The 22575-nt window shown below is 52.1% G+C and carries 19 protein-coding genes; 1 reads left to right on the top strand and 18 read right to left on the bottom strand.

The genetic code is table 11. The features are described from left to right. Positions 1 to 94 precede the first annotated feature (94 nt). The 17 genes from murG to AC0YN0_RS05645 form a co-directional block, all read right to left on the bottom strand. Positions 95 to 1204: an undecaprenyldiphospho-muramoylpentapeptide beta-N-acetylglucosaminyltransferase gene (gene murG / locus AC0YN0_RS05725; RefSeq protein ID WP_475820396.1), complete on the bottom strand. Its 1110-nt coding sequence runs from the start codon at positions 1202 to 1204 to the stop codon at positions 95 to 97. An 8-nt stretch (positions 1205 to 1212) separates the two neighbouring features. Further along, positions 1213 to 2310, bottom strand: a complete 1098-nt coding sequence (gene spoVE / locus AC0YN0_RS05720) for a stage V sporulation protein E (RefSeq protein WP_475820395.1) — start codon at positions 2308 to 2310, stop codon at positions 1213 to 1215. 46 nt (positions 2311 to 2356) lie between these two features. Then, positions 2357 to 3805, bottom strand: coding sequence for a UDP-N-acetylmuramoyl-L-alanine--D-glutamate ligase (gene murD, locus AC0YN0_RS05715; RefSeq protein WP_475820394.1), 1449 nt, complete (start codon positions 3803 to 3805; stop codon positions 2357 to 2359). 67 nt (positions 3806 to 3872) lie between these two features. After that, positions 3873 to 4829 (bottom strand): phospho-N-acetylmuramoyl-pentapeptide-transferase, encoded by a 957-nt coding sequence (gene mraY / locus AC0YN0_RS05710; RefSeq protein WP_475820393.1) that lies wholly within the window; start codon positions 4827 to 4829, stop codon positions 3873 to 3875. 4 nt (positions 4830 to 4833) lie between these two features. Next, positions 4834 to 6249 carry a UDP-N-acetylmuramoyl-tripeptide--D-alanyl-D-alanine ligase gene (locus tag AC0YN0_RS05705; protein WP_475820392.1) on the bottom strand — a complete coding sequence of 472 codons (1416 nt, stop codon included), beginning with the start codon at positions 6247 to 6249 and terminating at the stop codon, positions 4834 to 4836. Continuing rightward, positions 6246 to 7733: a UDP-N-acetylmuramoyl-L-alanyl-D-glutamate--2,6-diaminopimelate ligase gene (locus AC0YN0_RS05700; RefSeq protein ID WP_475820391.1), complete on the bottom strand. Its 1488-nt coding sequence runs from the start codon at positions 7731 to 7733 to the stop codon at positions 6246 to 6248. The genes AC0YN0_RS05705 and AC0YN0_RS05700 overlap by 4 nt, the downstream gene beginning before the upstream one ends. 130 nt (positions 7734 to 7863) lie before the next feature. Continuing rightward, a complete protein-coding gene (locus AC0YN0_RS05695; protein WP_475820390.1) occupies positions 7864 to 9804 on the bottom strand; it encodes a stage V sporulation protein D in 1941 nt (646 codons plus the stop codon). Positions 9805 to 9935: 131 nt separating this feature from the next. Beyond that, complete coding sequence (locus AC0YN0_RS05690) at positions 9936 to 12275, bottom strand: penicillin-binding protein (RefSeq protein WP_475820389.1); 2340 nt, start codon at positions 12273 to 12275, stop codon at positions 9936 to 9938. A 57-nt stretch (positions 12276 to 12332) separates the two neighbouring features. Then, positions 12333 to 12743, bottom strand: coding sequence for a cell division protein FtsL (gene ftsL, locus AC0YN0_RS05685; protein ID WP_475820388.1), 411 nt, complete (start codon positions 12741 to 12743; stop codon positions 12333 to 12335). 18 nt (positions 12744 to 12761) lie between these two features. After that, positions 12762 to 13712 carry a 16S rRNA (cytosine(1402)-N(4))-methyltransferase RsmH gene (gene rsmH, locus AC0YN0_RS05680; RefSeq protein WP_442051917.1) on the bottom strand — a complete coding sequence of 317 codons (951 nt, stop codon included), beginning with the start codon at positions 13710 to 13712 and terminating at the stop codon, positions 12762 to 12764. 30 nt (positions 13713 to 13742) lie between these two features. Beyond that, positions 13743 to 14180 carry a division/cell wall cluster transcriptional repressor MraZ gene (mraZ, locus tag AC0YN0_RS05675; RefSeq protein WP_442051916.1) on the bottom strand — a complete coding sequence of 146 codons (438 nt, stop codon included), beginning with the start codon at positions 14178 to 14180 and terminating at the stop codon, positions 13743 to 13745. Between the two features lie 249 nt (positions 14181 to 14429). Beyond that, positions 14430 to 15443 carry a DUF4349 domain-containing protein gene (locus tag AC0YN0_RS05670; RefSeq protein WP_475820387.1) on the bottom strand — a complete coding sequence of 338 codons (1014 nt, stop codon included), beginning with the start codon at positions 15441 to 15443 and terminating at the stop codon, positions 14430 to 14432. Positions 15444 to 15573: 130 nt separating this feature from the next. After that, positions 15574 to 16836: an adenosylhomocysteinase gene (locus AC0YN0_RS05665; RefSeq protein ID WP_475820386.1), complete on the bottom strand. Its 1263-nt coding sequence runs from the start codon at positions 16834 to 16836 to the stop codon at positions 15574 to 15576. A 22-nt stretch (positions 16837 to 16858) separates the two neighbouring features. After that, a complete protein-coding gene (gene bshC / locus AC0YN0_RS05660) occupies positions 16859 to 18499 on the bottom strand; it encodes a bacillithiol biosynthesis cysteine-adding enzyme BshC (protein WP_475820385.1) in 1641 nt (546 codons plus the stop codon). Positions 18500 to 18612: 113 nt separating this feature from the next. Further along, the gene (locus AC0YN0_RS05655; protein ID WP_337098608.1) at positions 18613 to 19008 is read right to left on the bottom strand and encodes a DUF3397 domain-containing protein; all 396 of its coding nucleotides are present in this window, start codon (positions 19006 to 19008) and stop codon (positions 18613 to 18615) included. Position 19009: 1 nt separating this feature from the next. Beyond that, entirely contained in the window at positions 19010 to 20017 is a 1008-nt protein-coding gene (locus tag AC0YN0_RS05650; RefSeq protein WP_475820384.1) for a ketopantoate reductase family protein, read from the bottom strand. A 133-nt stretch (positions 20018 to 20150) separates the two neighbouring features. Further along, a complete protein-coding gene (locus tag AC0YN0_RS05645) occupies positions 20151 to 20807 on the bottom strand; it encodes an RsfA family transcriptional regulator (protein WP_442051910.1) in 657 nt (218 codons plus the stop codon). Positions 20808 to 21070: 263 nt separating this feature from the next. Here AC0YN0_RS05645 and AC0YN0_RS05640 point away from each other — a divergent pair, with 263 nt between their 5' ends. Continuing rightward, positions 21071 to 21307 carry a DUF2626 domain-containing protein gene (locus tag AC0YN0_RS05640; protein WP_337098605.1) on the top strand — a complete coding sequence of 79 codons (237 nt, stop codon included), beginning with the start codon at positions 21071 to 21073 and terminating at the stop codon, positions 21305 to 21307. A 69-nt stretch (positions 21308 to 21376) separates the two neighbouring features. Here the strand turns inward: AC0YN0_RS05640 and AC0YN0_RS05635 are convergent, their stop codons facing one another. Next, positions 21377 to 22531 (bottom strand): class I SAM-dependent methyltransferase, encoded by a 1155-nt coding sequence (locus AC0YN0_RS05635; RefSeq protein ID WP_475820383.1) that lies wholly within the window; start codon positions 22529 to 22531, stop codon positions 21377 to 21379. Between the last annotated feature and the right edge of the window lie 44 nt (positions 22532 to 22575).

The following is a 22575-nucleotide window of genomic DNA, read 5'->3' as shown; positions in this document are numbered from 1 at the left end:
TCACGATTATAGTTGCGACATCCGCCGCCTGGGCGATGGTCACGAATATAGTGTATATTATGCCTATGCGTACTTTTGTGTGACAATCGCCTACTTACTTGCGCGCTTGCAGCCGCTTCAGCTCCGATGCGATAATCGTTGCGGAATTAGGCATAGCAAACGTCTTCGACGCCTCAGCCATTTGTTTCATGAGCTTATCGTCCCTCAGCAGCTTCTGAATGCGGTTCAGCAGCGCTGAACCTGTTAGATCCTTCTCCAGAATCATCTCGGCCGCTCCCGCGTCAACGAGGCTCCGAGCATTCGCTTCCTGGTGGTTATTGGTTACGTTAGGCGAAGGAATTAAGATAGACGGCAAGCCAAGTGCTGTCATCTCCGCCAGCGAGGATGCGCCAGAGCGGCTTACGACAATCGTCGCATCCATTAGCACCTCTGCCATATTGTTCAGGTACGGCACAAGTTTTACATTAGCAACACCGCCTGGACTAGCTTCTTCAATGCGGCTCGAGGTCGAAGCATAATAACTGTCCCCGGTCACGAAGACGAAATAAACGTCCGGTATTTGCCCAAGCTGCGGTGCCATCTCGACCATCGCCTCGTTAAGCGCCTTAGCCCCGCGGCTGCCTCCTACAACGAGCACGAAGCGGCTGCGAGGCGGAATGCCAAGCGAAGCACTACCTTTGCCTGCCGTCGCCCGAAGTACGTTCGTTGCGCACGGGTTGCCCGTATACAGTGTCTTCTTCGCCTTCGGGAACAGCTTCTCCGATTGCTTGAAGCTAACGCCGATCGTGCTCGCGTATCGGGACAGAAACTGATTCGTTAAGCCGGGAATCGCATTCTGCTCGTGAACTAGCGTCGGAATGCCCAGCTTCGCCGCAGCATACACGACGGGTCCGCATACATAACCGCCCGTTCCGACAACGACATCCGGTTTGAACTTACGCAACAGCGCCTTAGAGCGTCTGACGCCTTTTAAGAACCGCAGCACCGTCTTCACATTATCGAGAGACAGCTTGCGGCGAAAGCCTGTAATCTCTATCGCTTCAAAAGGAATTCCTTGCCCTGGTACGATGCGGCTCTCCATTCCTTTGTTCGTTCCGATATAAAGCAGCTGCGTGTCCGGATTGTCCTGCTGCATTTGCTTGCCGATTGCGACTGCCGGATAAATATGGCCGCCGGTACCTCCTCCGGTCAATACGATACGCATATGAACCTTCACCTCGAATAACGGGATATATTAAGTAAAATGCCAAGCGCGGTTAGCAGCAGCGTCAGCGATGATCCCCCATAGCTGATAAGCGGGAGCGTAATGCCCGTAACCGGCATCATCCCGATGACTACGCCAATATTGATCAGCACCTGAACGCCGACGATGCCCGTAATGCCGACAGCGAGCAGGCTGCCAAACGTATCCGGAGCCGAAATCGCCGCGCGCATGCCGCGCCATATGAGCACAAGGAATAATAAGATTAAAGCAGCGCCGCCAATAAAGCCTAGCTCCTCGGCAACGATGGAAAATATAAAGTCGGTCTGCGGCTCCGGCAAGTAGCTGTATTTCTGACGGCTCATTCCAAGTCCGAGGCCGACCAAACCTCCCGGTCCAATCGCATAAAGCGATTGAATGATCTGATAGCCGCCTCCAAGCGGATCAGCCCATGGATCGAGAAAGCTCGTAATCCGCTGCAGCCGGTAAGGAGCAGCTAGGATTAGACCTACGAAACCAACTACACCTAGCATGGCGAGTCCGCCCAAATGCGCCATTCGAGCACCAGCCGTAAAAATAAGAATGATCGATGCGCCCAACATAACCGTTCCTGAGCCGAGATCAGGCTGCAGCATGATAAGTCCGAACGCAAGACCTACGAGGCCAAGCGGCGGCATAAGCCCTTTCGTGAACTGCGTAATCGTCTGCTGCTTCTCCGACAGCCATTTGGCAAGAAACAACACCATCGCCAGCTTCATGAACTCAGACGGCTGGATGCCGAACGAGCTAATGCCCAGCCAACTGCGCGCGCCGCCGCGAACGACGCCTATGCCTGGGATTAATACGACAACGAGCAAACCGAAGCATACGAGAATCGCTGCCGGCGCCCATTTCTTCCACGTCGAATAATGCGTATTCATAGTAAATAGTAACGCACCTACGCCTAGTCCGGCAAACAAAAGCTGACGTTTGACAAAATAAAAACGATCGCCGTGCTCATGAAAAGCAAGCACGGCGCTCGCGCTGTAAACCATCACAAGCCCGATCGCCAGAATTAGCCCAATCGCTGTCAGCAGCCAAATATCCGGGGCAGAACGCGCTTTAACCATAGCGAACACACCTCTTAGCATGGGAAAGTAGGGACATGCCCCCTACTTACAAGGTATGCGCTGAATCCTTAAAAATGCGCCCTCTCTGCTCGTATGAGGCAAACATATCCCAGCTCGCGCAGGCCGGCGACAACAACACGATGTCACCAGGCTCAGCAAGAGCCGCCGCCTGCTTAACCGCTAGTCGCAGCGTCTGCTCGGCGTCCTCCACAGGTTCGGCGATTTCGACGCTGCCTAAACCTGCCAGCTCGGCAACGCGGGCCAGTTTGCCGCGCGTCTCGCCAAGCGCGACAAGCCCTTTCAACCGATCGCGGAAGATTGGCAGCAGCTCCATGTAGTCGGAGCCGCGGTCAAGTCCGCCCGCAATCAATACAATTTTACCCGGCAGCGAGCCGATTGCCATCATGGTTGAAGCAGGATTGGTCGCTTTCGAGTCATTATAATATTTAACCCCGCCAGCCTCGCGTACGTACTCCAACCGATGCTCAACCGCCTTAAACTGCTGCAGAGGCTCTACAAGCCGCTTTATCTCAGCCCCTGCCGCTACGCTTGCAGCAACGGCCGCAAGCGCGTTAGCAACGTTATGACGGCCTGGAATACCTAACTCATCGACGGGTACGACCACGATGGCGTCATTATCCGACTTCAAGCCAGAGCGGTATACGATCTTCCTAGCCACGGCCTCGCTCGAGGACGCCGCTTTCTCTTCTTCCCGGCTGAACGGAGGCTCCACATATACGCCTGTCTCCAGTCGCTCATATAACGAGAATGGCAGCAGCTTCGCTGCAAGTCCTTCTGAAATTTTGCGGCAAATGGGATCGTCCCAATTAAGGACAGCGACGTCCTCAGCCGTCTGATTCGCGAATAACTTCGCTTTCGATGCAATATAATCGTCCATCCCGCCATGGTAGTCGAGGTGCGTCTCCGCCAGATTGAGCAATAGGCCTATACGCGGCCGGAAAGCGATTGTCCCCTTAAGCTGGAAGCTGCTAAGCTCAGCCACAAGCCAATGCTCAGGCGATGCCTCAAGCGCAGCCTCGCAGAGCGGACGGCCGATGTTGCCGGCGATGATCGGCTGCAGGCCTGCTGCTGACAGCAGCTCGCCAAGCCATGTCGTCGTCGTCGTCTTGCCGTTGCTGCCGGTAATGCCGATGATCGGCGCGGGTGAAAGCCAATAGGCAGCCTCAACTTCAGTAATAATCTCTACGTTATGCTCCAATGCCTGCCGTACAGGGGCTGCCGTATATGGAATGCCTGGATTTTTGACTAACAGCGCGGTTTCAGCCGTTACGAGATCGCTCGGATGATAACCGCATAGCACAGAAATGCCCAAAGCAGCCAATTCGTCCGCTTCGGGGCATAATTCACGTTTTTTCATATCGTTAACGACAACCTCGGCTCCGAGGCTATGAAATACTTTGGCGACGCTAACGCCGCTTCTGGCCAAACCGAGTACGACGACCCGTTTACCCTCGTAAGCTGACGGATGATTCATAACAGACAGTCCCTTCTATGGATCATAGCGACGCCCTATGATTAGGGCGCCGCTGAATCTTCTATGTTTAGATAACGAACAGCAAGCCAAGCGCTGCGAAAACTAGTCCGACAAGCCAGAACACCGTAACGACCTTCCACTCGGACCAACCGACCAGCTCGAAGTGATGATGGATCGGGCTCATCTTGAATATCCGTTTGCCGCGAAGCTTGAAAGAAGCGACCTGCAGAATCACGGACAGCATCTCAAGTACGAATACGCCGCCGATTATGATAAGCAGCAGCTCCGTCTTCGTCAGTATCGCCACTGCTGCGATACCTCCGCCGATGCCAAGCGAGCCCATATCGCCCATGAACACTTTAGCCGGATGCTTATTGAAGACTAGGAAACCGAGCACCGCTCCTACCATAGCCGCGGAGAATACAGCCGATTCATGCGACGATGTCTGCAGAGCAACAATGGTGAACGCGCCGAATGCGATTGCGCTTGTCCCCGCAAGCAAGCCGTCAAGTCCATCCGTGAAGTTCACGGAATTGCTTGCCGCGAACATCATAATGACGACTAGCGGGTAATAAAACCATCCGAGATCGACGCCCCAGCCTGTACCGGGAACGGACACCTCGGTACTATGACCCATATTGTAGAGCAGCGCGCAGACGATAATCGAGAACAGCAGCTGACCGAGCAGCTTCTGCCGAGCCGTCAAGCCGAGCGAGCGTTTGAATACGATTTTAATATAATCATCAAGGAAGCCGACGAGACCGAAACCGAGCGATGCGATAAGCAGTACCCAGAACTCATTCGTCTTATCCGCGAACTTCAGGAAGGCGATCATGAGCGCCACCATAATAATGATGCCGCCCATCGTCGGCGTCCCGCTTTTCTTCAGATGGCTTTGCGGGCCGTCCGTCCGAATTTGCTGGCCGAACTTCATGCGGCGAAGCACGGGAATGAACAATGGTCCTAGCAGAACAGCTAGCAGAAAGGAAGCGCCTATAGAGAATAAGATGACCATCATATCCATTTCCTCACCTCGTTTCTAAAGCTTGGACAATCTGTTCCATCTTCATGCCGCGAGAGCCTTTGACGAGCAAGATGTCTTCCGGCGCAAGCTGCTCCGCGAGCCAACCTGCAAGCTTTTCCTTATCTTCAAAATGAATGACCGACGCATCGGCGCCGCTTTTCGCAAACTGCGTTCTTGCTCCGGCTGACGTATGCTCCGACAACGTTCCGAACGTGAGTACCGCATCCGCCTTGTCAGGCGTTATATACGCGCCTAGATCATAATGGAACTGATTCTCGTCAGGACCTAACTCCAGCATGTCGCCAAGCACGATCCATTTACGGCGGAAGCCGTCCAGCTCCGCAATCAAATCGATTGCTGCGCGAGCAGCGGTCGGATTCGCATTGTACGCATCATTCAGCATAATAGCGCCGTTGAACGCTCGTACCGGCTGAATACGCATCCCTGTCAGCTTAATCGCGCTTAAGCCTTCTACAATGCTTGCAGTCGGAACCCCGAATAACCTGCCAACCGCGATTGCGGCTAGCGCGTTGCTGACGTTATGCACGCCCGGAACAGGCACGCGAATGTGCTGCAGCTCGCTTGGCTCCCCATTATATAGAACAGTGAACGTAGAAGCTTCCGGTTCCAGCACAATATCGGTCGCCGACCACTCGTTCCCGCTGCCAAGACCGAACGTGCGGCAGCGCAGCCCATCCGGCAACGTCATGCCGCTAAGCTCTTCCTTCAGCAGGGGCTCATCGCCATTGAAGAACAAGACGCTCGTGTCGCCGAGTCCGGCCGTAATTTCCAGCTTGGCCTTGGCAATGCCCTCTCTTGAGCCAAGCTGCTGCATATGTGCGTCGCCGACATTCGTAATGATCGCTGCATCGGGCTGAGCGATCTTCGTCAGCAGATCGATTTCACCGAACCCGCTCATTCCCATCTCCAGCACCGCAGCTTCAATCTCTTCTTCGAACTCGAGAACCGTCATGGGAAGACCGATCTCATTGTTCAAGTTGCCTTCCGTCTTATGGACATGGTAGGTCGTACCTAAGATTGCGGCTGTCATATCCTTCGTTGTTGTCTTGCCGTTGCTGCCGGTGATACCAACAACGCGCACGGGCAGCTCGCTGCGGTACGCAGCCGCAAGACGCTGAAGCGCGACAAGCGTATCGCCCACGATAAGCAACGGTACATCTGCCAGCGCTTCCGGCACTTCATGTCCTTTTTTCCACAGCGAGGCGACCGCCCCGTTCTCCACCGCTTGCGCGGCAAAGTCGTGACCGTCGAACTTCTCTCCGATAATCGGCACGTACAGCTTGCCAACCGAAGGAAGGCGCGAGTCCTTCGTCACGCCATGTATGATCATATCCTTGCTGCTTCCGGCGTATCTTGCTCCAGCCATCTGCGCTATCTGTTCAATCGTTCTTCTAATCAATGTAATAATCTCCTTATCGCGTCTCTCGCTACACTGCGATCATCGAATGGATGCTTGACGCCTTCAATCTCTTGATAGTTTTCATGACCTTTCCCCGCAATCAATACTACATCGCCTGGGCTTGCCATTTCAACCGCTTTTTCAATAGCGGCTTTGCGATCAGCAATTAGTTCGTACTTATTCGAGCTAATCATGGCCTCTCGCAAACCAACCTCTATATCCTTTAATATCATAAAACGATCCTCTGTGCGAGGATTATCTGATGTAACCAGCACATAATCCGAGTAAGCCGCCGCAATCGCCCCCATTATCGGCCGCTTCTTGCGATCTCTATCTCCTCCGCACCCGAACACGCACAGTACTCGCTTCTCCGCGAACTGGCGAATCGCAAGCAGCACATTCTCAAGTCCATCGGGCGTATGGGCATAATCCACGATGACGGCGAAGTCCTGACCCGCATGAACGGATTCGATTCGTCCGGGCACGCCTGGAATAGATTCAAGACTAGCTTTAATGCGCGACAGCTCAATACCCTCGATAAGGGCGGCCGATATGGCCGCAAGAGCGTTATATACGTTGAAGCGGCCCGCCATCTGGAGCGAAATGTCGATCTCGCCCCGGAACGTCGCGACATGAAACGTTGTTCCGCTTGCGGTAATGCGAACATTCGAAGCGCGCACATCCGCTTCATGATCAATACCATAGGTCACAACATCCGCCGAAGTCAGCCTCGTGAAATACGCGGTAGCTTCATCATCGGCATTAAGCACCGCATACGTTCGTTCAGATGCATCAGCCATGAATGTATTGCCCAGCCTGGAGAAGAACAGCCCTTTGGCCGCCGCGTAACTTTCCATCGTCTGATGGTAATCGAGGTGGTCCTGCGTCAGGTTCGTGAATACGGCTGTGCGAAAACGGCAGCCCTTCACCCTGCCTTGGGCTAGCGCGTGCGAGGATACTTCCATCGCACAATAAGCAGTGCCTGCATCTCTCATCTCTGCGAGATAACGATGCAGTTCTATCGAATGGGGTGTCGTGCCTGACACCTCGAAGGCGCGGCCTCCATATCTCCACTCAATCGTACCGATCACGCCGGTCGGTTGCTGCTGGTCCTGCAATATTTGTTCAATCAAATACGTTGTCGTCGTCTTGCCGTTCGTACCTGTAACGCCGATCAGCTTCATTGCTCGGCTTGGATAGCCGTAATAATGATCAGCGATGACGGCTGCCGCATGTCTGCTATCCTTCACGATCAGTTGAGGAATATCGATATCCAGTTCTCTCTCTGCCACGATTGCGCATGCGCCGCGGCGTACTGCCTCTGGCGCGTGCAGATGTCCGTCCGTCTTGCTCCCCGATAAGCAAATGAACAATTGACCGTCCTCCACCTTGCGTGAATCGGAAGCAATACCGGTTGGCGCTATTTCTCCGTCTCCTATAAGCCTTGCGGTAATGAGCAGCTCAGCTAGTTCGATAATACGCATCCGCAAAAGTCTCCTCCCTCGATGTAACTCGACAGGATTCAATATATGCAGGCGCGCGCCCAATCGTTAATTGATCGGCAGAATAGAACGAACGCTCGTTAAATACTCGTTAACGATCCGTATAGTATAATCAATGCGAATGGTTTATATCATCCTCGTCGCCCAAATAGATTCGAATCGTCGATCCGCGCTCTACTCTCGTTCCTGCTGCAGGCGCTTGGCGAATGACCGTTCTGCCAGTTCCGGCCGACGTCAGGTTGAAATTCATGTTCATATCCTCGTAGATGTCCGATACCGTTTTGCCTACAAGATTCGGCACAGCGATAATCGGTGTCTCTCCAAGCTTATACGTTTTGTCGATCTGCTTATCTCTACGAGGAACTTCTAGAATCGTAAGCGCGTCCTCCATCATGTTTCTCACGATCGGAGCCGCTACTAGCCCGCCGAACTGAATCCCTTGAGGATTGTCGACCGCAACATAGATAACGATTTGCGGATCGTCAGCCGGAGCGAAGCCGATAAACGATACAATATGCTCATTCGGCGAATAACGTCCGTTAATGACTTTCTGCGCCGTTCCTGTCTTGCCGCCGACGCGATAACCGTCGATGAAGGCGTTGCGGCCCGTACCCTTGGCTACGACACTCTCCAGCGCTTCCCTTACCTGTCTTGAAGTATCTTCCGATATGACCTGACGCACCGCTTCGGGTTCAATCGTCTGAACGGTCTCGCCCGTGCTCGGATTAATCCATGATTTTGCTACATGAGGCTTATACAGTGTCCCGCCGTTAATGGCCGCCGACACGGCTGCGATTTGTTGAATCGGCGTGACGGATACGCCTTGACCGAATGCGGTCGTCGCGAGCTCTACAGGGCCAACCTGGTTCAGCTTGAACAAAATGCCATTTTCCTCGCCGCCAATATCAATCCCCGTCTTTTGCCCGAAGCCGAAGTTTTTTATATACTCGAACAGCTTCTCTTTGCCAAGACGATTGCCTAACGTGACGAAGCCCGGGTTGCACGAATTCTCTACGACCTCAAGGAATGTCTGACTGCCATGGCCGCCCTTCTTCCAGCAGCGAAGTCTAGCGCCGCCGATCTCGATCGCGCCAGGATCGAAGAAGCGCTCATTCGTCAGGTTAACCTTCTTCTCTTCCAATGCCGCCGCAAGAGTTATGATCTTGAACGTCGAGCCAGGCTCGTACGTCATCCAGATCGGCAAATTCCGGTTATACACTTCGGATGCAACTTGCTTGTAATTCGCCGGCTCATAGGTCGGTCGGCTTGCCATGCCTAGAATTTCGCCGTTCTTTGGATCCATTGCAATGGCAATGACGCTGTCGGCTTGCAGCCCGGTCATCGCTTGATCGAGCTCCCGCTCCATCACCGATTGAATGGCCTTGTCAATCGTCAATTGAAGCGTCAAGCCGTCTTTAGGCGGTATGTACGTATCTGATGAATTAGGCATTTGCCGACCGGCCGCATCAGCAAGAAATGATACATTGCCCGCGACACCGCTCAGCTCCTCGTTGAACTTAGACTCAACGCCAGTAAGCCCTTGGTTGTCGATACCGGTGAAGCCAAGCACATGCGCCGCCAAGCTTCCGAAAGGATAATATCGTTTGTTGTCTTCGGCAACGACGATGCCTGGTATACTCAGATCGCGAATTTGCTGTGCCTTGTCCAGCGTCATCTTGCGGCCGCCCGGCTTCAAGCTTACGATCATCGTTCCCGGCTTCATTTTGTTATACAACGTTTCTTCGGACATATCCAGAAGCGGCGCAAGCGCCGTTGCGGCTGCTTGCCTGTCCTTAATTTGAGCCGGAATGGCAAAAACGGTTGGCGAGCTTATATTATACGCAAGCTGAACGCCGTTTCGGTCCCATATCTCTCCGCGCTTGGACGCATAAGGAATGTTGCGCCTCCAAGAGTCTTCGGCTTTACCGGCTAGCTTCTCGCCCATCCACAGCTGAACATAGCCAAGACGGACGCATAATGCAATGAACAACACTCCGGCACACAGGAGCACGATAAATAAGCGTCTTCTCACCGTTACATTTGATACCTTCATTACATGTTCCCCCTTAAGCCCCGCTGATTAAGACGAGCGTACGCTAACGCTCATTCCCAACCTATTCGGGACAAGGGGTTTATAGAACAAGCTTTCTGCCGCAAAGCCTCATGCAGCAAGCTTCTTGCAAGCTACTCCGAGGTAATCGAGTTCGGCTGTTCGCCGCCGCTTTCTTTACCGCTGTTGCCACTATTACTGCTTCCATTGTCGTTTGCGCTATCGTTGCTTTCGGATGTACCTTCACCCTCAGCTCCGTCATCGTTAGTTGAATTCGAACTGCTCTGCTCGCCCGAAGAAGAATCGTCACCTTTTGATTGATCGCCTGTATCCGATTCTGCGCTGCCATTGTCTTCTTCGATCACACCCGCCCCTGTCTGAGGCGCCAATACAATCTTAAGCGACCGCTTGCCGTTCTTCGTCTCCTCCTTCTGCGAAACGACGTAGCCTTGCCCCTCAGGGATAAGCTGAATGCCAAGCAACGTCGTAATCTCTAGCGCATCGCGCAAGGACAGTCCTGTCATATCCGGCACTTTAAGCTTGTCTCGCTGTTCCGTCAGCAAGTAGACGCGCTGACTCGGGTTAACGACGCTGCCGGCTGCCGGAATTTGCTGCAGAACGGATTTGCCATTGCCAATAATCTCGAACGTAAGGTTTTTCGGCGCCAATGTCGCTTTCGCTTGCGCAAGCAGCAGATCCGTCACCTTAGGCACGACGATCGCTGCTTCCTTCTTAGCCTCTTCCTTAATTAAACTTGTATCCGGCATGATGCCCATATGACGCAAGCTCTTCAGCATAATTTCGCGGAATGCCGGCGCTGCTACCAAACCGCCGCCGACCGTGCTGTCATCGGGCTCGTCGACCACAATATACAAGACGATCTTCGGATTCTCTACCGGCGCATAGCCGACAAAGGAAACGACAAATTTATCCTCGGAATAACCTTTTCCATCCGATTTCTCCGCCGTACCCGTTTTCCCTGCAATTCTGTAGCCTTCGATAAACGCTCTTCTGCCCGTACCAATCACTTGGTCGGATACGACCTGCTCCAAATATTCGCCGACTTTGCGCGACGTCTCCTTCGAGATGACCTGGCGAACGACCTTTGGTTCAAATACGGTCGTTTTATTCGTCGTCGGATCGGTTATGCTCTTAATGATTTGCGGCTGCATCAGCTTGCCGCCATTCGCAACAGCCGCTACGGCAGCCACCTGTTGGATCGGCGTCACCGCAACCCCTTGCCCGATCGCCGCAGTCGCTACCTCGATCGGATACTGCATATTTATAACGCCCGTTCGCTCGCCGCTAAGCTGGATACCCGTTTTCTGAGCGAAGCCGAACTTAGTCAAATAATCGCGCAGCTTCTCCGCACCCAGCTTCTGATAGCCCAGATTGACGAAGGCAACGTTACTGGAATGCTTAAGGCCGTCTAGATAAGAAATCGTCCCCCAGCCGCCGCGTTGAATATCGCGAATCGTATCGCCGTAGATCGTTACGCTGCCCGACTTATACGTTTCGTTCGGATTGAAAACCCCTTCTTCCACCGCGGCTGCAAGCGTCATGATTTTGAACGTCGAGCCCGGCTCGTACAACGATACAACGCCATGATTATTGTAATTGGCATAATTGCTGTCCCAGTACGAGTTCGGATTGAACTCCGGCATATTCGCCATCGCCAGTATCTCCATCGTATTCGGATCCGCAGCGATAGCCGTAATGCTCTTTGGATTGTATTTTGCAACGATTTCGCGCAGAGCTTCCTCCACATAATTCTGAATGTTGCTATCAATCGTCAACGCGATATTCTGACCATCCTTCGGCGCTTGGTACTCCACCTCCCCGTCAGACAGCTGTACACGCTTGCCATCCTTCAGGAACTTAATCTCGCCGTTCACGCCTTCCAGCTGATCGTTGAAATAAGCCTCTACGCCAGATTTCGCCTTGCCTTCCCTATCTACGAAACCTATTAATTGCGAGGCTAGCAATTGACTAGGATAATACCGTTTCAGCTCATCCATCAAATAAATGCCAACATCATTCACTCCTTTTTTCTTATCCTTTGCCAGCTGCTCTTTCAATTCGTCGCGCAACGCCTTGACTTGATCCGCCAGCGCTTTATCGATCTTATAGCCCTCCTGCCGCACCTCCCGCTGACTGTAAAATGTACCGTCTTCACGTTTTGCCGTCACGAGCTTACGCAGCTCGGACTCCGGCTTATTCAATATTTTATGTAGACCAGCTATCACTTCTTCTGTAATTCCGGCATCATTGATCGCCTGCGGGTTAACCGCAACCGTGTATGCCCGCGCATCCATAGCAATCACGTTGCCGTCGCGGTCTGTAACCGTCCCGCGCTTCGCCACTAGTGTCTCCTGAGCCGACCAGCGCTGCTTGGCTTTATCATACCAGAAGGCTCCTTTTTCGACTTGCACCCAATAGATTCGGCTTATTAGAATGAGAAAAAGGAGGGTCATTATCCCTCCAAATGCCAAAGTCCTCAATTTAATTCTTTTCTTCATCGTTCAACCACCCTATTCACGCATAGCGGATTGTACGCCGTTTTCGTTCACGCCGGTCTTCACCGTAATACCGCTGTCGGTTATGCTTACCATGCCTTGCGTCTCGGCCATCTTGCGAATGCGCTCAGGAGCGCTTAATATCTCGACTTGCTTCTTCAGTTCTTCCATCTCGACATTCAGCGTCTTGTATTCGTTGTTCAGTTGCTTGATTTGAAGGTTCATATCGTAGATTTGCGCGTATCTGGAAATAATGACAAAGGCCACCACAACGCACATCAGGACAGTGAACAAATAGAGCAGTTTCTCTTGCATCGGTATCGTTTTTTTCTTAACCACTACACGTTTCGTTTCTCGGATAGCCTGTTGCTGCTGCTCCGTCTTGCGCTTCGGTTGTAGTGCCAAATTGCCATTCACATACGCCATCTCAAATCCCCCTCTAGCTTACAATTTTTGAGCCACTCTAAGCTTCGCCGACCTTGCCCGCGGATTCATCTCAAGCTCTCTATCGCTTGGAACAATCGGCTTGCGATTCACTAATTTCAGAACGCCTTCATTCCCGCATACGCATAAAGGAAAGTCTGGCGGACATGTGCATTTTTCAACATATTTCGCAAAAATCTGCTTGCAGATACGATCCTCCAGCGAATGGAACGTAATGACCGATGCCCGGCCGCCCGGACTTAAGCATCTAACCGCCTGCTCAAGCGCTTCTTCCTCTGCGCCCAGCTCATCGTTAACCGCTATCCTCAGCGCTTGGAAGGAACGTTTCGCCGGATGACCGCCGGTCCTTCTGGTCGCTGCCGGGATTGCCATCTTAATCAGCTCGGCTAACTCTCCGGTCTTCTCGATCGGCGCCTTTTCTCTTGCCTTCACGATCGATCTGGCAATATTGCGCGCGAACTTCTCTTCGCCGTAACGATCGAGTATACGGGATATGTCCCGCTCCTCCCACGTATTCACAATCTCATGCGCAGTCAAATCTTCTTCGCGATCCATCCGCATATCAAGCGGCGCATCGTGATTGTAGCTGAAACCTCTCTCCGCCTCGTCAAGCTGCGGACTTGAGACGCCAAGATCGAATAGGATGCCGTCGACCTGAGGTATCCCGTCCTTCACCGGCACTCCGCAGCCAAGCAGCTGCTGCTCAAGCTCCCGAAAGTTGCTTCTGACGAGCGTTACTTTATCCATATATGGCGCAAGCCTAACGCGAGCGTTATCCAGCGCCAGATCGTCTTGATCGAACGCGATCAAACGGCCTCCGTCACCTAGCCGTGACGCAATTAACTCGCTATGGCCCGCTCCTCCAAGCGTACAGTCGACATAAATGCCGTCCGGCTTAATGTCGAGGCCATCAACTGCTTCTTCCAATAACACGGTAATATGCTGAAACACGTATCCGCCCTCCTCATCTTGTTGTCGTCTCTAGAAGTTGAAATCGAAATCGACGAGCTTCTCCGCAATTTCGTTGAACGCTTGCTCTGATTGCTCATAGTAGCCGTCCCATGTTTGTTTGCTCCATATTTCCACGCGGCCGGACACGCCTAATACCATACATTCCTTGTCCAGCTTCGCGTAATCGCGCAGATGACTGGGTAGGTTTACCCTTCCCTGTTTGTCCAGCTCGCATTCCGTTGCCCCAGAGAAGAAAAACCGGGTAAACGCACGAGCATCCGCTTTCATTAGCGGCAATGATTTAAGTTTCTCTTCCAATACGGCCCACTCGCTCATCGGGTAGACGAACAAGCAGTTATCGAGACCGCGGGTAGCGATAAAGGTGGAGCCGAGTGAATCGCGGAACTTTGCTGGGATAATAATGCGGCCTTTTTCATCGATGCTATGTTGAAACTCCCCCATAAACATAAGTCCGCTCCACCCCTCCCCACAAACTCTCCACTTTCCCCCACTTTTCCCCACTAAGATAAACTAGTTCGCCACCTAAAATAAAAATCCTGCTCTGTGAGCAGGATTTTTGCTAAATTGTTCAGTTTTAGTTATAGAGTCACGAATAGGACTAAATTAACTTAGGAACTAGTACCTATATCCCATATTCGTCAAGAAGGGAATATTTTCGACATCCCGATAAATTCGCGCCCTTACTCCCTTGATCGTCTACAAGGCAGGAGGCGAATGGTCGTCATTTGCAGGCGGATTGTTGCTGCCGCCGCTCGCCCGTCCCCGTTTCTTCTTCATGAACCATACGATCGGAGCGGCAATAATGGCGAGAAGAAGAAGTACCGGGATCGCTCCTGCGATGAATACAAGCAGCAGCTTCAATCCGTCAATCACCGTTTGGGCACTGCCCGTCAGCGCATCGGACATTTTGGCGCCAAGCCCCTTTTTCTCCCCGCTGGCCGTGTATAAGCTCTGGTCCGTTTGGTAGAGACGGAGCTCTATCGTCGAATAGGCCACATTATGATCCAGATAACGAAGCCTGCCTTTCAATACTTCGATCTCTTCCTGCGCGGCGGACAGCTGATCCGAGAACTTAAGCAGATCATCGGCTTTCGTTGCCTGCTCCATCATGACAAGCAGCCTAGTCTCCACCAATTGCTTCGCCTTCAGTCTTGATTCCGTATCGACATACTGCTCCGAGACATCCTTGCCGTTCACGTTCGTTTCGAAGTGGCTATGCTTAATCTCACCGACCCGATCAATGAACGGCATGAAGCCGTCCGCAGGCACTTTAATCGTGTAAGTCGAACCAACCTCTCCGCTTTGCTTCGTGTCCTGGAACTGCAAGATATACGAACCGCTCTGATGAATGGCGTTCTTGAGCGCGGTTTTCGCTGCCTCTATCTCTTCTACCTCCATCGTCAGCGCCGCCGAATAAATAATCTTTTGGCTGTATCCGTCTTCTTGAGCCGCTGCCCCGCCAGCAAAGCCGGTTCCGGACTGTACTGCTTCGCCGTCGGGATCGCCACCATCTTCCATAGGAGCTTTTGCAACTTCATCTGAGAAGATCATATCCCCACTGGCGGCGGTCCCTTCTTCGGATGCTCCGTTGCCATCAGACTTCTGACTGCTGCTGTTCATATCGGCGGATGAGCAAGCCGTGAGCAGCATTAACATAATGACCGCCAAAGGTGCGAACCAGCGCACACCCTTTCTTATTCTCAGTACCATTGAAACTCCCCCTTGCTTATTTTTCCATACTGACGTGCAATGGCGGCAAAAGGTTTCCACGTTGGCACGTTAACCGCTTGAAACGCAAAAAAGCCGCCGGGTTGCCCCGACGGCCGTCTTGCCTTATCATCTATTCTTCTTTCCAGCTGTCCAGATACGCCTTCTGCTGTTCGCTCAGCGTATCAATGCTGAACCCTAGCGATTCCAGCTTCAAACGCGCAACTTGTTCATCCAGCACGTAAGGAACCTTTTCTACATGATTGCCAAGATCCTTGTATTGCTCGTTCACATAACGAAGCGACAAAGCTTGAAGCGCAAATGTCATATCCATAATTTCCGCTGGGTGGCCGTCGCCAGCCGCAAGATTCACGAGTCGTCCTTCGGCAAGCAGATAGATGCTGCGTCCGTCCTTCAACTTATATTCTTCGATATTTTTACGAACGGTACGAATGCTGCTCGATAGCGCCGCAAGCTCCGGTTTGTTCACTTCTACGTCGAAATGTCCGGCATTGGACAAGATCGCGCCGTTTTTCATTACTTCGTAATGCTCGCCGCGAATAACATCACGGTTGCCTGTTACGGTAACGAATATTTCGCCGACTTTAGCCGCTTCACGCATTGGCAATACAGCGAAACCGTCCATGTAAGCTTCGACCGCCTTAATGGCATCGATTTCCGTTACAACGACGTTCGCGCCAAGTCCCTTTGCACGCATCGCAACGCCTTTGCCGCACCAGCCGTAGCCGACAACAACAACCGTCTTGCCAGCAACAACGAGGTTCGTCGTACGGTTGATGCCATCAAACACCGATTGGCCTGTGCCGTAACGATTGTCGAACAAATGCTTGCAATACGCGTCATTAACCGCCACCATCGGGAATGCGAGCGAGCCGTCCTTCTCCATGGCCTTCAAACGAATGATGCCCGTCGTCGTTTCTTCCGCGCCGCCGCGCAGATTAACGGCGAGATCCTTACGCTCGGAATGAAGAATCGTTGCCAAGTCGCCGCCGTCGTCTATAATGAGATCCGGTTTTGATTCAAGCGCCTTAATGTTGAGCGACTTGAACTCCTCAGCAGACGGATTGTATTTAGCGAATACCGTAATTCCGTCTTCTACAAGCGCTGCGCACACATCGTCCTGCGTCGAGAGCGGGTTGCTGCCCGTAATCGTAACTTCCGCACCGCCGGCTTGAACGACTTTGGCCAAGTAAGCCGTCTTCGCTTCAAGATGAAGCGCGATCGTTACTTTCAGCCCTTTGAACGGCTGGTCCTTCTCGAACTGCTCGCGAATGCGGTTAAGCACCGGCATATGGGCGCTGACCCAATCGATCTTGAGATGGCCTTCCGGTGCTAAAGATATATCCGTAATAATGCTTTTGTCTACAGTGCTCATTTCGGTTCGTCAGCCTCCAGTATTATAAATATACGATTTCATGACCGCCTGAACGGCTATAAGGCGCTTCAAGCAATTTATCCAACCAATTAAGACCGTATCTATTCCAATAGATTACCATGTTAAGCACACGTTCTTGCGGCTTACCCGCCGGCTTAATGGACAAGCCGATTCGGTCTAATTGCCTAATAGACGCTTCGAACTGTTTGTTGAACGTATCCACCGTCTTCGAGCCCATATATTCAATCTGCTCTACGATTTTTTGCATATTCGTGTCGCCCAGCTTCGCAAGCGATGGAGCTACCGAAGTCGCCAGATCGAGCAGAGGCTTATATAGCTCGATGAACGCTTGCTTCGCGCTATCGAACTGTCCTTCAATCGAGAGGCCGTCCTGCTGCTTCAGCCACTCCGCCTTCCGATCCTCGAACTGCTCCATCACATCGGCGAAGCTCAGCTCATACTTCTGCATATGCTTCGCGACCGTTCCCTCGATTAAAGTAAACGACATGCGCGGAACGATAATCGGCATCTCCATGCCAAGCGTACGGAATGCACCGCCGGTCAACGCCCAATAGGCGATCTCGCCTGGGCCAAGCACCGTCGCAAGCACCGGGAACAGATAATCCTGCATAATCGGACGCGTCAATACGTTATTGCTGAATTGCTCCGGACGGCTCTCTGCAAGCTGCAGCAGCTCATCCTTCGTCAGCGATATCGATTGCTTGCGATCTTGGAACGAGCCGCCATGCTTATGCAGCAGCGTACGCTCATCCCCCTTATCCGCTTGGAAAAGGAACAAGTTCGCACTGCCCGCTACAACATCGGCCTGCGGCGAATAACCTAGCGACTTTACTTGATCAGCAGCAGCCGCATACGCCTGCTCCAGCTCATCGTTTCTCTCGATTATTTGCTTGAATAGAGGAGCTTCAACGCGGCGTAGCGCCGGGTCGTCGGCATCCAGCAGCACAAGTCCCTCGTTGCCGAACAGGCGGCTAAGAATTGCAGCGAACATATCCGACAACGAGCCCGAATGCTGCGCCATTTCGCGCAGCTCTTCAACGATCGGTCCCTTGAACTCGGAATACGGCAACGCTGCCTCAAGCTCTTGCAGCAGCTGCTCCCATACCTCTTCCGTGATTGTCGTCCGGCTTACACAGGTGCGAGCCCCTTCCGGTCTTGCCAAGCTCAGCTTGCGCAACTCCTGCTCCGCAGTCAGCACATAAGCATGATTCGCTTCATCCCAATCATGATCTTCGCCGGCAATCCAGAACACGGGCACAACCTTTCTTCCCAGCTGCGCGCTCGCCGACTTGGCGGCGCCGATAATAGATACAGCTTTATGTATAACGAGAAGCGGCCCTGTCCAAAGTCCAGCCTGTTGGCCGCCTATGACGACCGGCGCCCCTTCCGCAATGGCGGCAATATTCGAAGCGGTCTCTGAAGACGGCTTCAACCCCGCCTGATAAGCCGTTAATACGTTGGCAACATCCGTCGCATTCGCTCTTACATTGGCGCTTGCAGCAAGTCTATCGAGCCTCGAGGCCCAGTCCTGCTCATTTCCGGGATGATAGCCGTACAAATCATGAACTCGTTCATCTGTCCGATATATGAATGCTTCTGTCAAAGGCTGAGCACTCGTCAGCTTATACGTTTCGTTATTCATAGCGCAGCCAAAACCCTCCTAATTGCTTGTCGTCCGTGCTCCAATTGTACACAAAGGATAAGCCGCCCGTCAAAACAAAAACGCCTCGCGCGCCAGCGAGGCAACTTACGCATTTATATTTTGAAAAAAGCTTGCCCCAGTCCAATGAACATGAGCAGGATATACATTAGTGCCATAGAGAAGAAGCCAAGCCTCCAGATGGTGCGAAAAATTTTTTTCGCGTCAACAACTCCGCGCTTGCGGAATTGCGCATTTCCAAGCAAACCCGCTCCAAGAACCATGACGAGAAGAATTCCGTAAAGCCCGAAGCTGCTCCCGAACTGCTTGTCGAACAATACGGCAACGATGCCGATTAGAAAAACCGTCGTTACGTCCATAGCGAGCCGTACCGCCTTCTTTGTATCCTTCGCATAAATCTTATACGCAAAAAAGACGATGATGAAAGGAATGACCGGGAGTATCGCCAAATAACCGTATATATGTACAATACTATTCCATATCGTATCCATCCTAGCTCTCTCCTTTCGGAATCGTCCTTGCCTGCATCGCTCCAATCATCGCAATGACGGCTAGGTTCAGCGGCACATCTACTTCTTGCCGCTTTGCAAGCTCCACGATGCCGCCGTTAATGGCATCGATCTCCGTCGCCCGCCCTGCCCTCACGTCGCTTAACATGGAAGATACATTCCCGCTAGTCCGGCTGCACACATCAAGCACGCGTTGCCAGCCTTCTTTTATTGGCTTCATTCCCGCCTTCATCAGAACCTGCTCCGATTCCTCATAAAGTGCCCGCATGAGCAATTCACGTTGCGGCTGGAGCGGCAAGTCGCCATTCTTAACGTCGAAGATGGATGTGAGCGGATTAATGACGGCATTTACCAGCAGTTTATTATAGATCCGATCCAGCATCTCTTCGGAATCATTCGACAGAAAAGCGGTAAATCCTGCCGTTTGAAGCGCAATCAGCAACATTTTTTGCTCATTTACGCGACTATTATCCCATTTGCTCGTGTTCTCATCTACGACCCCGAACCAGAGCTCCCCTTCGCCCGTATGGCTTACGGCACGCAAGTCCAATCGTCTGGCGCCTGCCGATAGGACTGCGGCATAAAGCGGCACCTCAGGGAGCGTCTGATAAAGCTTCTGCATATGCCCGATTCCGTTCTGCAGAGCAAGTACGGCTGTGAATCCTTGTCGTTCGCGAGCCGCTCCGGCAAGCGATGCAATATGGGAGAGCAGCACATCGTTCAGATGCGTTTGCTTCACTGTGACAATGATCCATCTCGAAGCGTGCCCGTCGTCCGTGGAAATGTCCGCATCGGTATTCTCAATCCAGTTGCTCTCTATATTTACGACCTGCTCCGTTCCATCTAGCCGATGAAGGAGCAGTCCCTGCTTTGCTATCCGATCTGCTTGTTCCCTCGACCTTGTCCAAATCGTCACTTTGGCGCCGGCTGCGGCGAGCATCGCGCTTATTAATAGTCCAATGGAGCCCGCTCCGACGACATGTATATGCACGTTAATGCCCCTTCCGAAATTCCAATATTCCCCTCTACCGCTTCCGTTACATGGTAACAAACGTCCCGGCAACGAGCAAGAGGCTTGCCGCTATTCGCTCGGCAAGCCTCTTTCCCAGGTCCTTCCTATAAACTTATTCAATACGTTCCAAATTGCCGTTTGCGTCCATCTTGAAACGCGGTTTTGCTTCTTCTTCATTCGTCAATACAGTCAATCGCCTAGCGCGGTCCATAATTTGAATCAATGTCTTGTAATCGTCATTGACCGCACGGTAATCATGTTGGACGTTATTAACCTCGCGAGACAATCTCTCATTCTCGTCCCGTAGTCGATATAACTCTTCGTCCCTGTCTTTCAGTTCTTTCTCAAACAGCTTGATTTGACGCGATAAATCCTGATAGGTCGTCTTCCAGCCGCGCAAAAAACGAATAACTGCGTCTACCGACAAACCTTCTTCCATAGAAACGGTATCGCGTCCAAGACCTAGACTGCGCTCCTCCGTCTCATATACCGCTAGCGATGATACATGCGGCGTTGCCACTATCGTTTGTTTCTTCAAATAATTGCGCTTCTGGCGCTGCTGTTTCGCAATTTGAATCGCTTCCTCGTATTTCTTGCGAACACAGCTGTTCCAGCGGAATCCGCATGCTGCGGAAGTGCGCCCGATACGCTCGCCTACTTCTTCAAATGCTGCGAGCTGGGTACTACCCTCTCGAATATGGCGTAGTGTAACCTCGGCGAGAATTAAATCATCGTCCGGACTCCACGCATCTTGTCTGACTGCTGTCATGCAACCATAACCTCCTAACGTAAAGGCGCTTACTTATCTCTATGCCCTTGGTAGAGTTCATAGAATCTATTGGATACTAATTTGTATAACCATTTTTTCAAACAATCATACATGTTTGCCGCCATATTGGTGCAAACTAAAGACAGACCGAAGGCTTCGGACAAAAAGTTTGCGATTTCGTCACGCTTGAAGGTTTACACTCCTTTGGGCAAACGTTATAATGATTCTAGAAAATCGGGTCTTAGCGGAAGGGGGATGTTATCATGGCGCGCATGTATCGAGTACTTGGTTTTTGGACCTTGGTAATCGGACTAATGGCTTTCGCAGGCCACATGACGGAGTTTGCGTTACTGTTTTTCGCTCAAGCCGTCGCTTTTGTCTTTTTGGGGTACTTGAATTTCTCCGAGAAAACTTACATAGTGATGTTCTGGGGATATATGGTCATTGCTTTTGTAGGCTTCACGTATTGGTCCGTATTCAAGATGGATCTACCTTTCTAACCAACAAAACAACAAAAGAGAACAAAATGAAGAACGACGCCCTCCATATGGACAGGCGTCGTTCTTTTATTATTTTTCAAGCACCAGCACCTTGAACGCTTCACTCATCTGATCGCTAAGCAGCAATTGCCTCACCGCTCGATTCATTCGAGCCTCGGCGCTGAACGGATCGCGTCCGTCATGCTGCTGCAGAACCTCCATAATTCCGTTATCGAGCAGAAATTGTTTTTGAGTCGCATAATAGACCGTCCGCCACCCTTGACGTTCAGCAGCATCCCGTATTTGCGTGTAATTAACATGCGAAGTGATGTCCTGCTCGCCGGGAAAAAGAAGCGGATTATCGCTGGCTTGATGTTTGCGATAACAGAGCAGCGTTCCCTGCATGCGGTGCTCTGACGCATACTCCTGCGCCTCATGACCATAATCGATCACGACAAGCCTTCCTCGCTTAAGTTGTCTTCCCAGCTTGCCCAGCCAAGCCTCGGCGTCCAAATTCACCTCTGTTATCTGTCCCTCGCGAAGCTTTATGCCGCTCCGAGCGAGCGACTGCTCAATACATTCGTCCGTAAGCGACATTCGAACATAACGAAAGCCATTCACCTCGTCACATGCAACACCAAGCTCAACGAGCTCTCCTCCATATAGCTGCACGCGATGAACGGGAAACGCGTCCAGCAGCTCGTTAGCCAGTACCATGCTCCATCCGCTCCATTCCATAGCCCATGCCTGAGGAGAGGAGAGAATGCTTATTTGCCGGCCTCCAGCTTCCGCCAATTGCAGCTCTGCTGCAGCTGCCGCCGCTTCCCGGTGCACTGGATTATCATCCACGAGTACGTGACTCACCTGATGGGCCCATTCCGCATCGAAGGATATGCAAGCGTTCACTAGTTGAGTTGACAGCCGACCTGTCCCAGCTCCCCATTCCACAAGCTGAAACGGCGGCTCTCCGAGCTCGCGCCTGAAGTTCACCGCATAGGCCGCCAGTGACCTAGCCATAACGCTTCCAACTGCTGAGCTTGTATAAAAGTCCCCTTCCTTGCCGACCCGAACAGCCCCGCTTCGATAGTAGCCATACCTATCGTCATAGAGGCAGCTATTCATATACTCGCGAAAGCTTATGCAAGGCATCGTTCGTCGTATACCGCCTTCATCCGTAATCCAGCCTTGTAAGGCTGATTGGTATATGTTCTGCTCAATTCGCCGTTTCAGACCGCTATCGTTCATTGTATGTTTCATCCTTTTCCAGATGTAAGATATAATAGAATTGA

The organism is Paenibacillus sp. J22P218 (assembly GCF_056269195.1).
Note: the sequence above shows the minus strand (reverse complement) of the source record. Positions and strands in the feature narration are given on the sequence as shown.

Bases quoted from the DNA above. Each gene is read 5' to 3' on its own strand.
- mraZ (WP_442051916.1), bottom strand. From the start codon at position 14,180: ATGTTTATGGGGGAGTTTCAACATAGCATCGATGAAAAAGGCCGCATT.
- mraY (WP_475820393.1), bottom strand. From the start codon at position 4,829: ATGGATATGATGGTCATCTTATTCTCTATAGGCGCTTCCTTTCTGCTA.
- spoVE (WP_475820395.1), bottom strand. From the start codon at position 2,310: ATGGTTAAAGCGCGTTCTGCCCCGGATATTTGGCTGCTGACAGCGATT.
- AC0YN0_RS05695 (WP_475820390.1), bottom strand. From the start codon at position 9,804: ATGAAGGTATCAAATGTAACGGTGAGAAGACGCTTATTTATCGTGCTC.
- AC0YN0_RS05690 (WP_475820389.1), bottom strand. From the start codon at position 12,275: ATGACCCTCCTTTTTCTCATTCTAATAAGCCGAATCTATTGGGTGCAA.
- bshC (WP_475820385.1), bottom strand. From the start codon at position 18,499: ATGAATAACGAAACGTATAAGCTGACGAGTGCTCAGCCTTTGACAGAA.
- AC0YN0_RS05655 (WP_337098608.1), bottom strand. From the start codon at position 19,008: ATGGATACGATATGGAATAGTATTGTACATATATACGGTTATTTGGCG.
- ftsL (WP_475820388.1), bottom strand. From the start codon at position 12,743: ATGGCGTATGTGAATGGCAATTTGGCACTACAACCGAAGCGCAAGACG.
- AC0YN0_RS05640 (WP_337098605.1), top strand. From the start codon at position 21,071: ATGGCGCGCATGTATCGAGTACTTGGTTTTTGGACCTTGGTAATCGGA.
- AC0YN0_RS05645 (WP_442051910.1), bottom strand. From the start codon at position 20,807: ATGACAGCAGTCAGACAAGATGCGTGGAGTCCGGACGATGATTTAATT.
- AC0YN0_RS05670 (WP_475820387.1), bottom strand. From the start codon at position 15,443: ATGGTACTGAGAATAAGAAAGGGTGTGCGCTGGTTCGCACCTTTGGCG.
- AC0YN0_RS05700 (WP_475820391.1), bottom strand. From the start codon at position 7,733: ATGCGTATTATCGAACTAGCTGAGCTGCTCATTACCGCAAGGCTTATA.
- murD (WP_475820394.1), bottom strand. From the start codon at position 3,805: ATGAATCATCCGTCAGCTTACGAGGGTAAACGGGTCGTCGTACTCGGT.
- murG (WP_475820396.1), bottom strand. From the start codon at position 1,204: ATGCGTATCGTATTGACCGGAGGAGGTACCGGCGGCCATATTTATCCG.
- AC0YN0_RS05665 (WP_475820386.1), bottom strand. From the start codon at position 16,836: ATGAGCACTGTAGACAAAAGCATTATTACGGATATATCTTTAGCACCG.
- AC0YN0_RS05635 (WP_475820383.1), bottom strand. From the start codon at position 22,531: ATGAACGATAGCGGTCTGAAACGGCGAATTGAGCAGAACATATACCAA.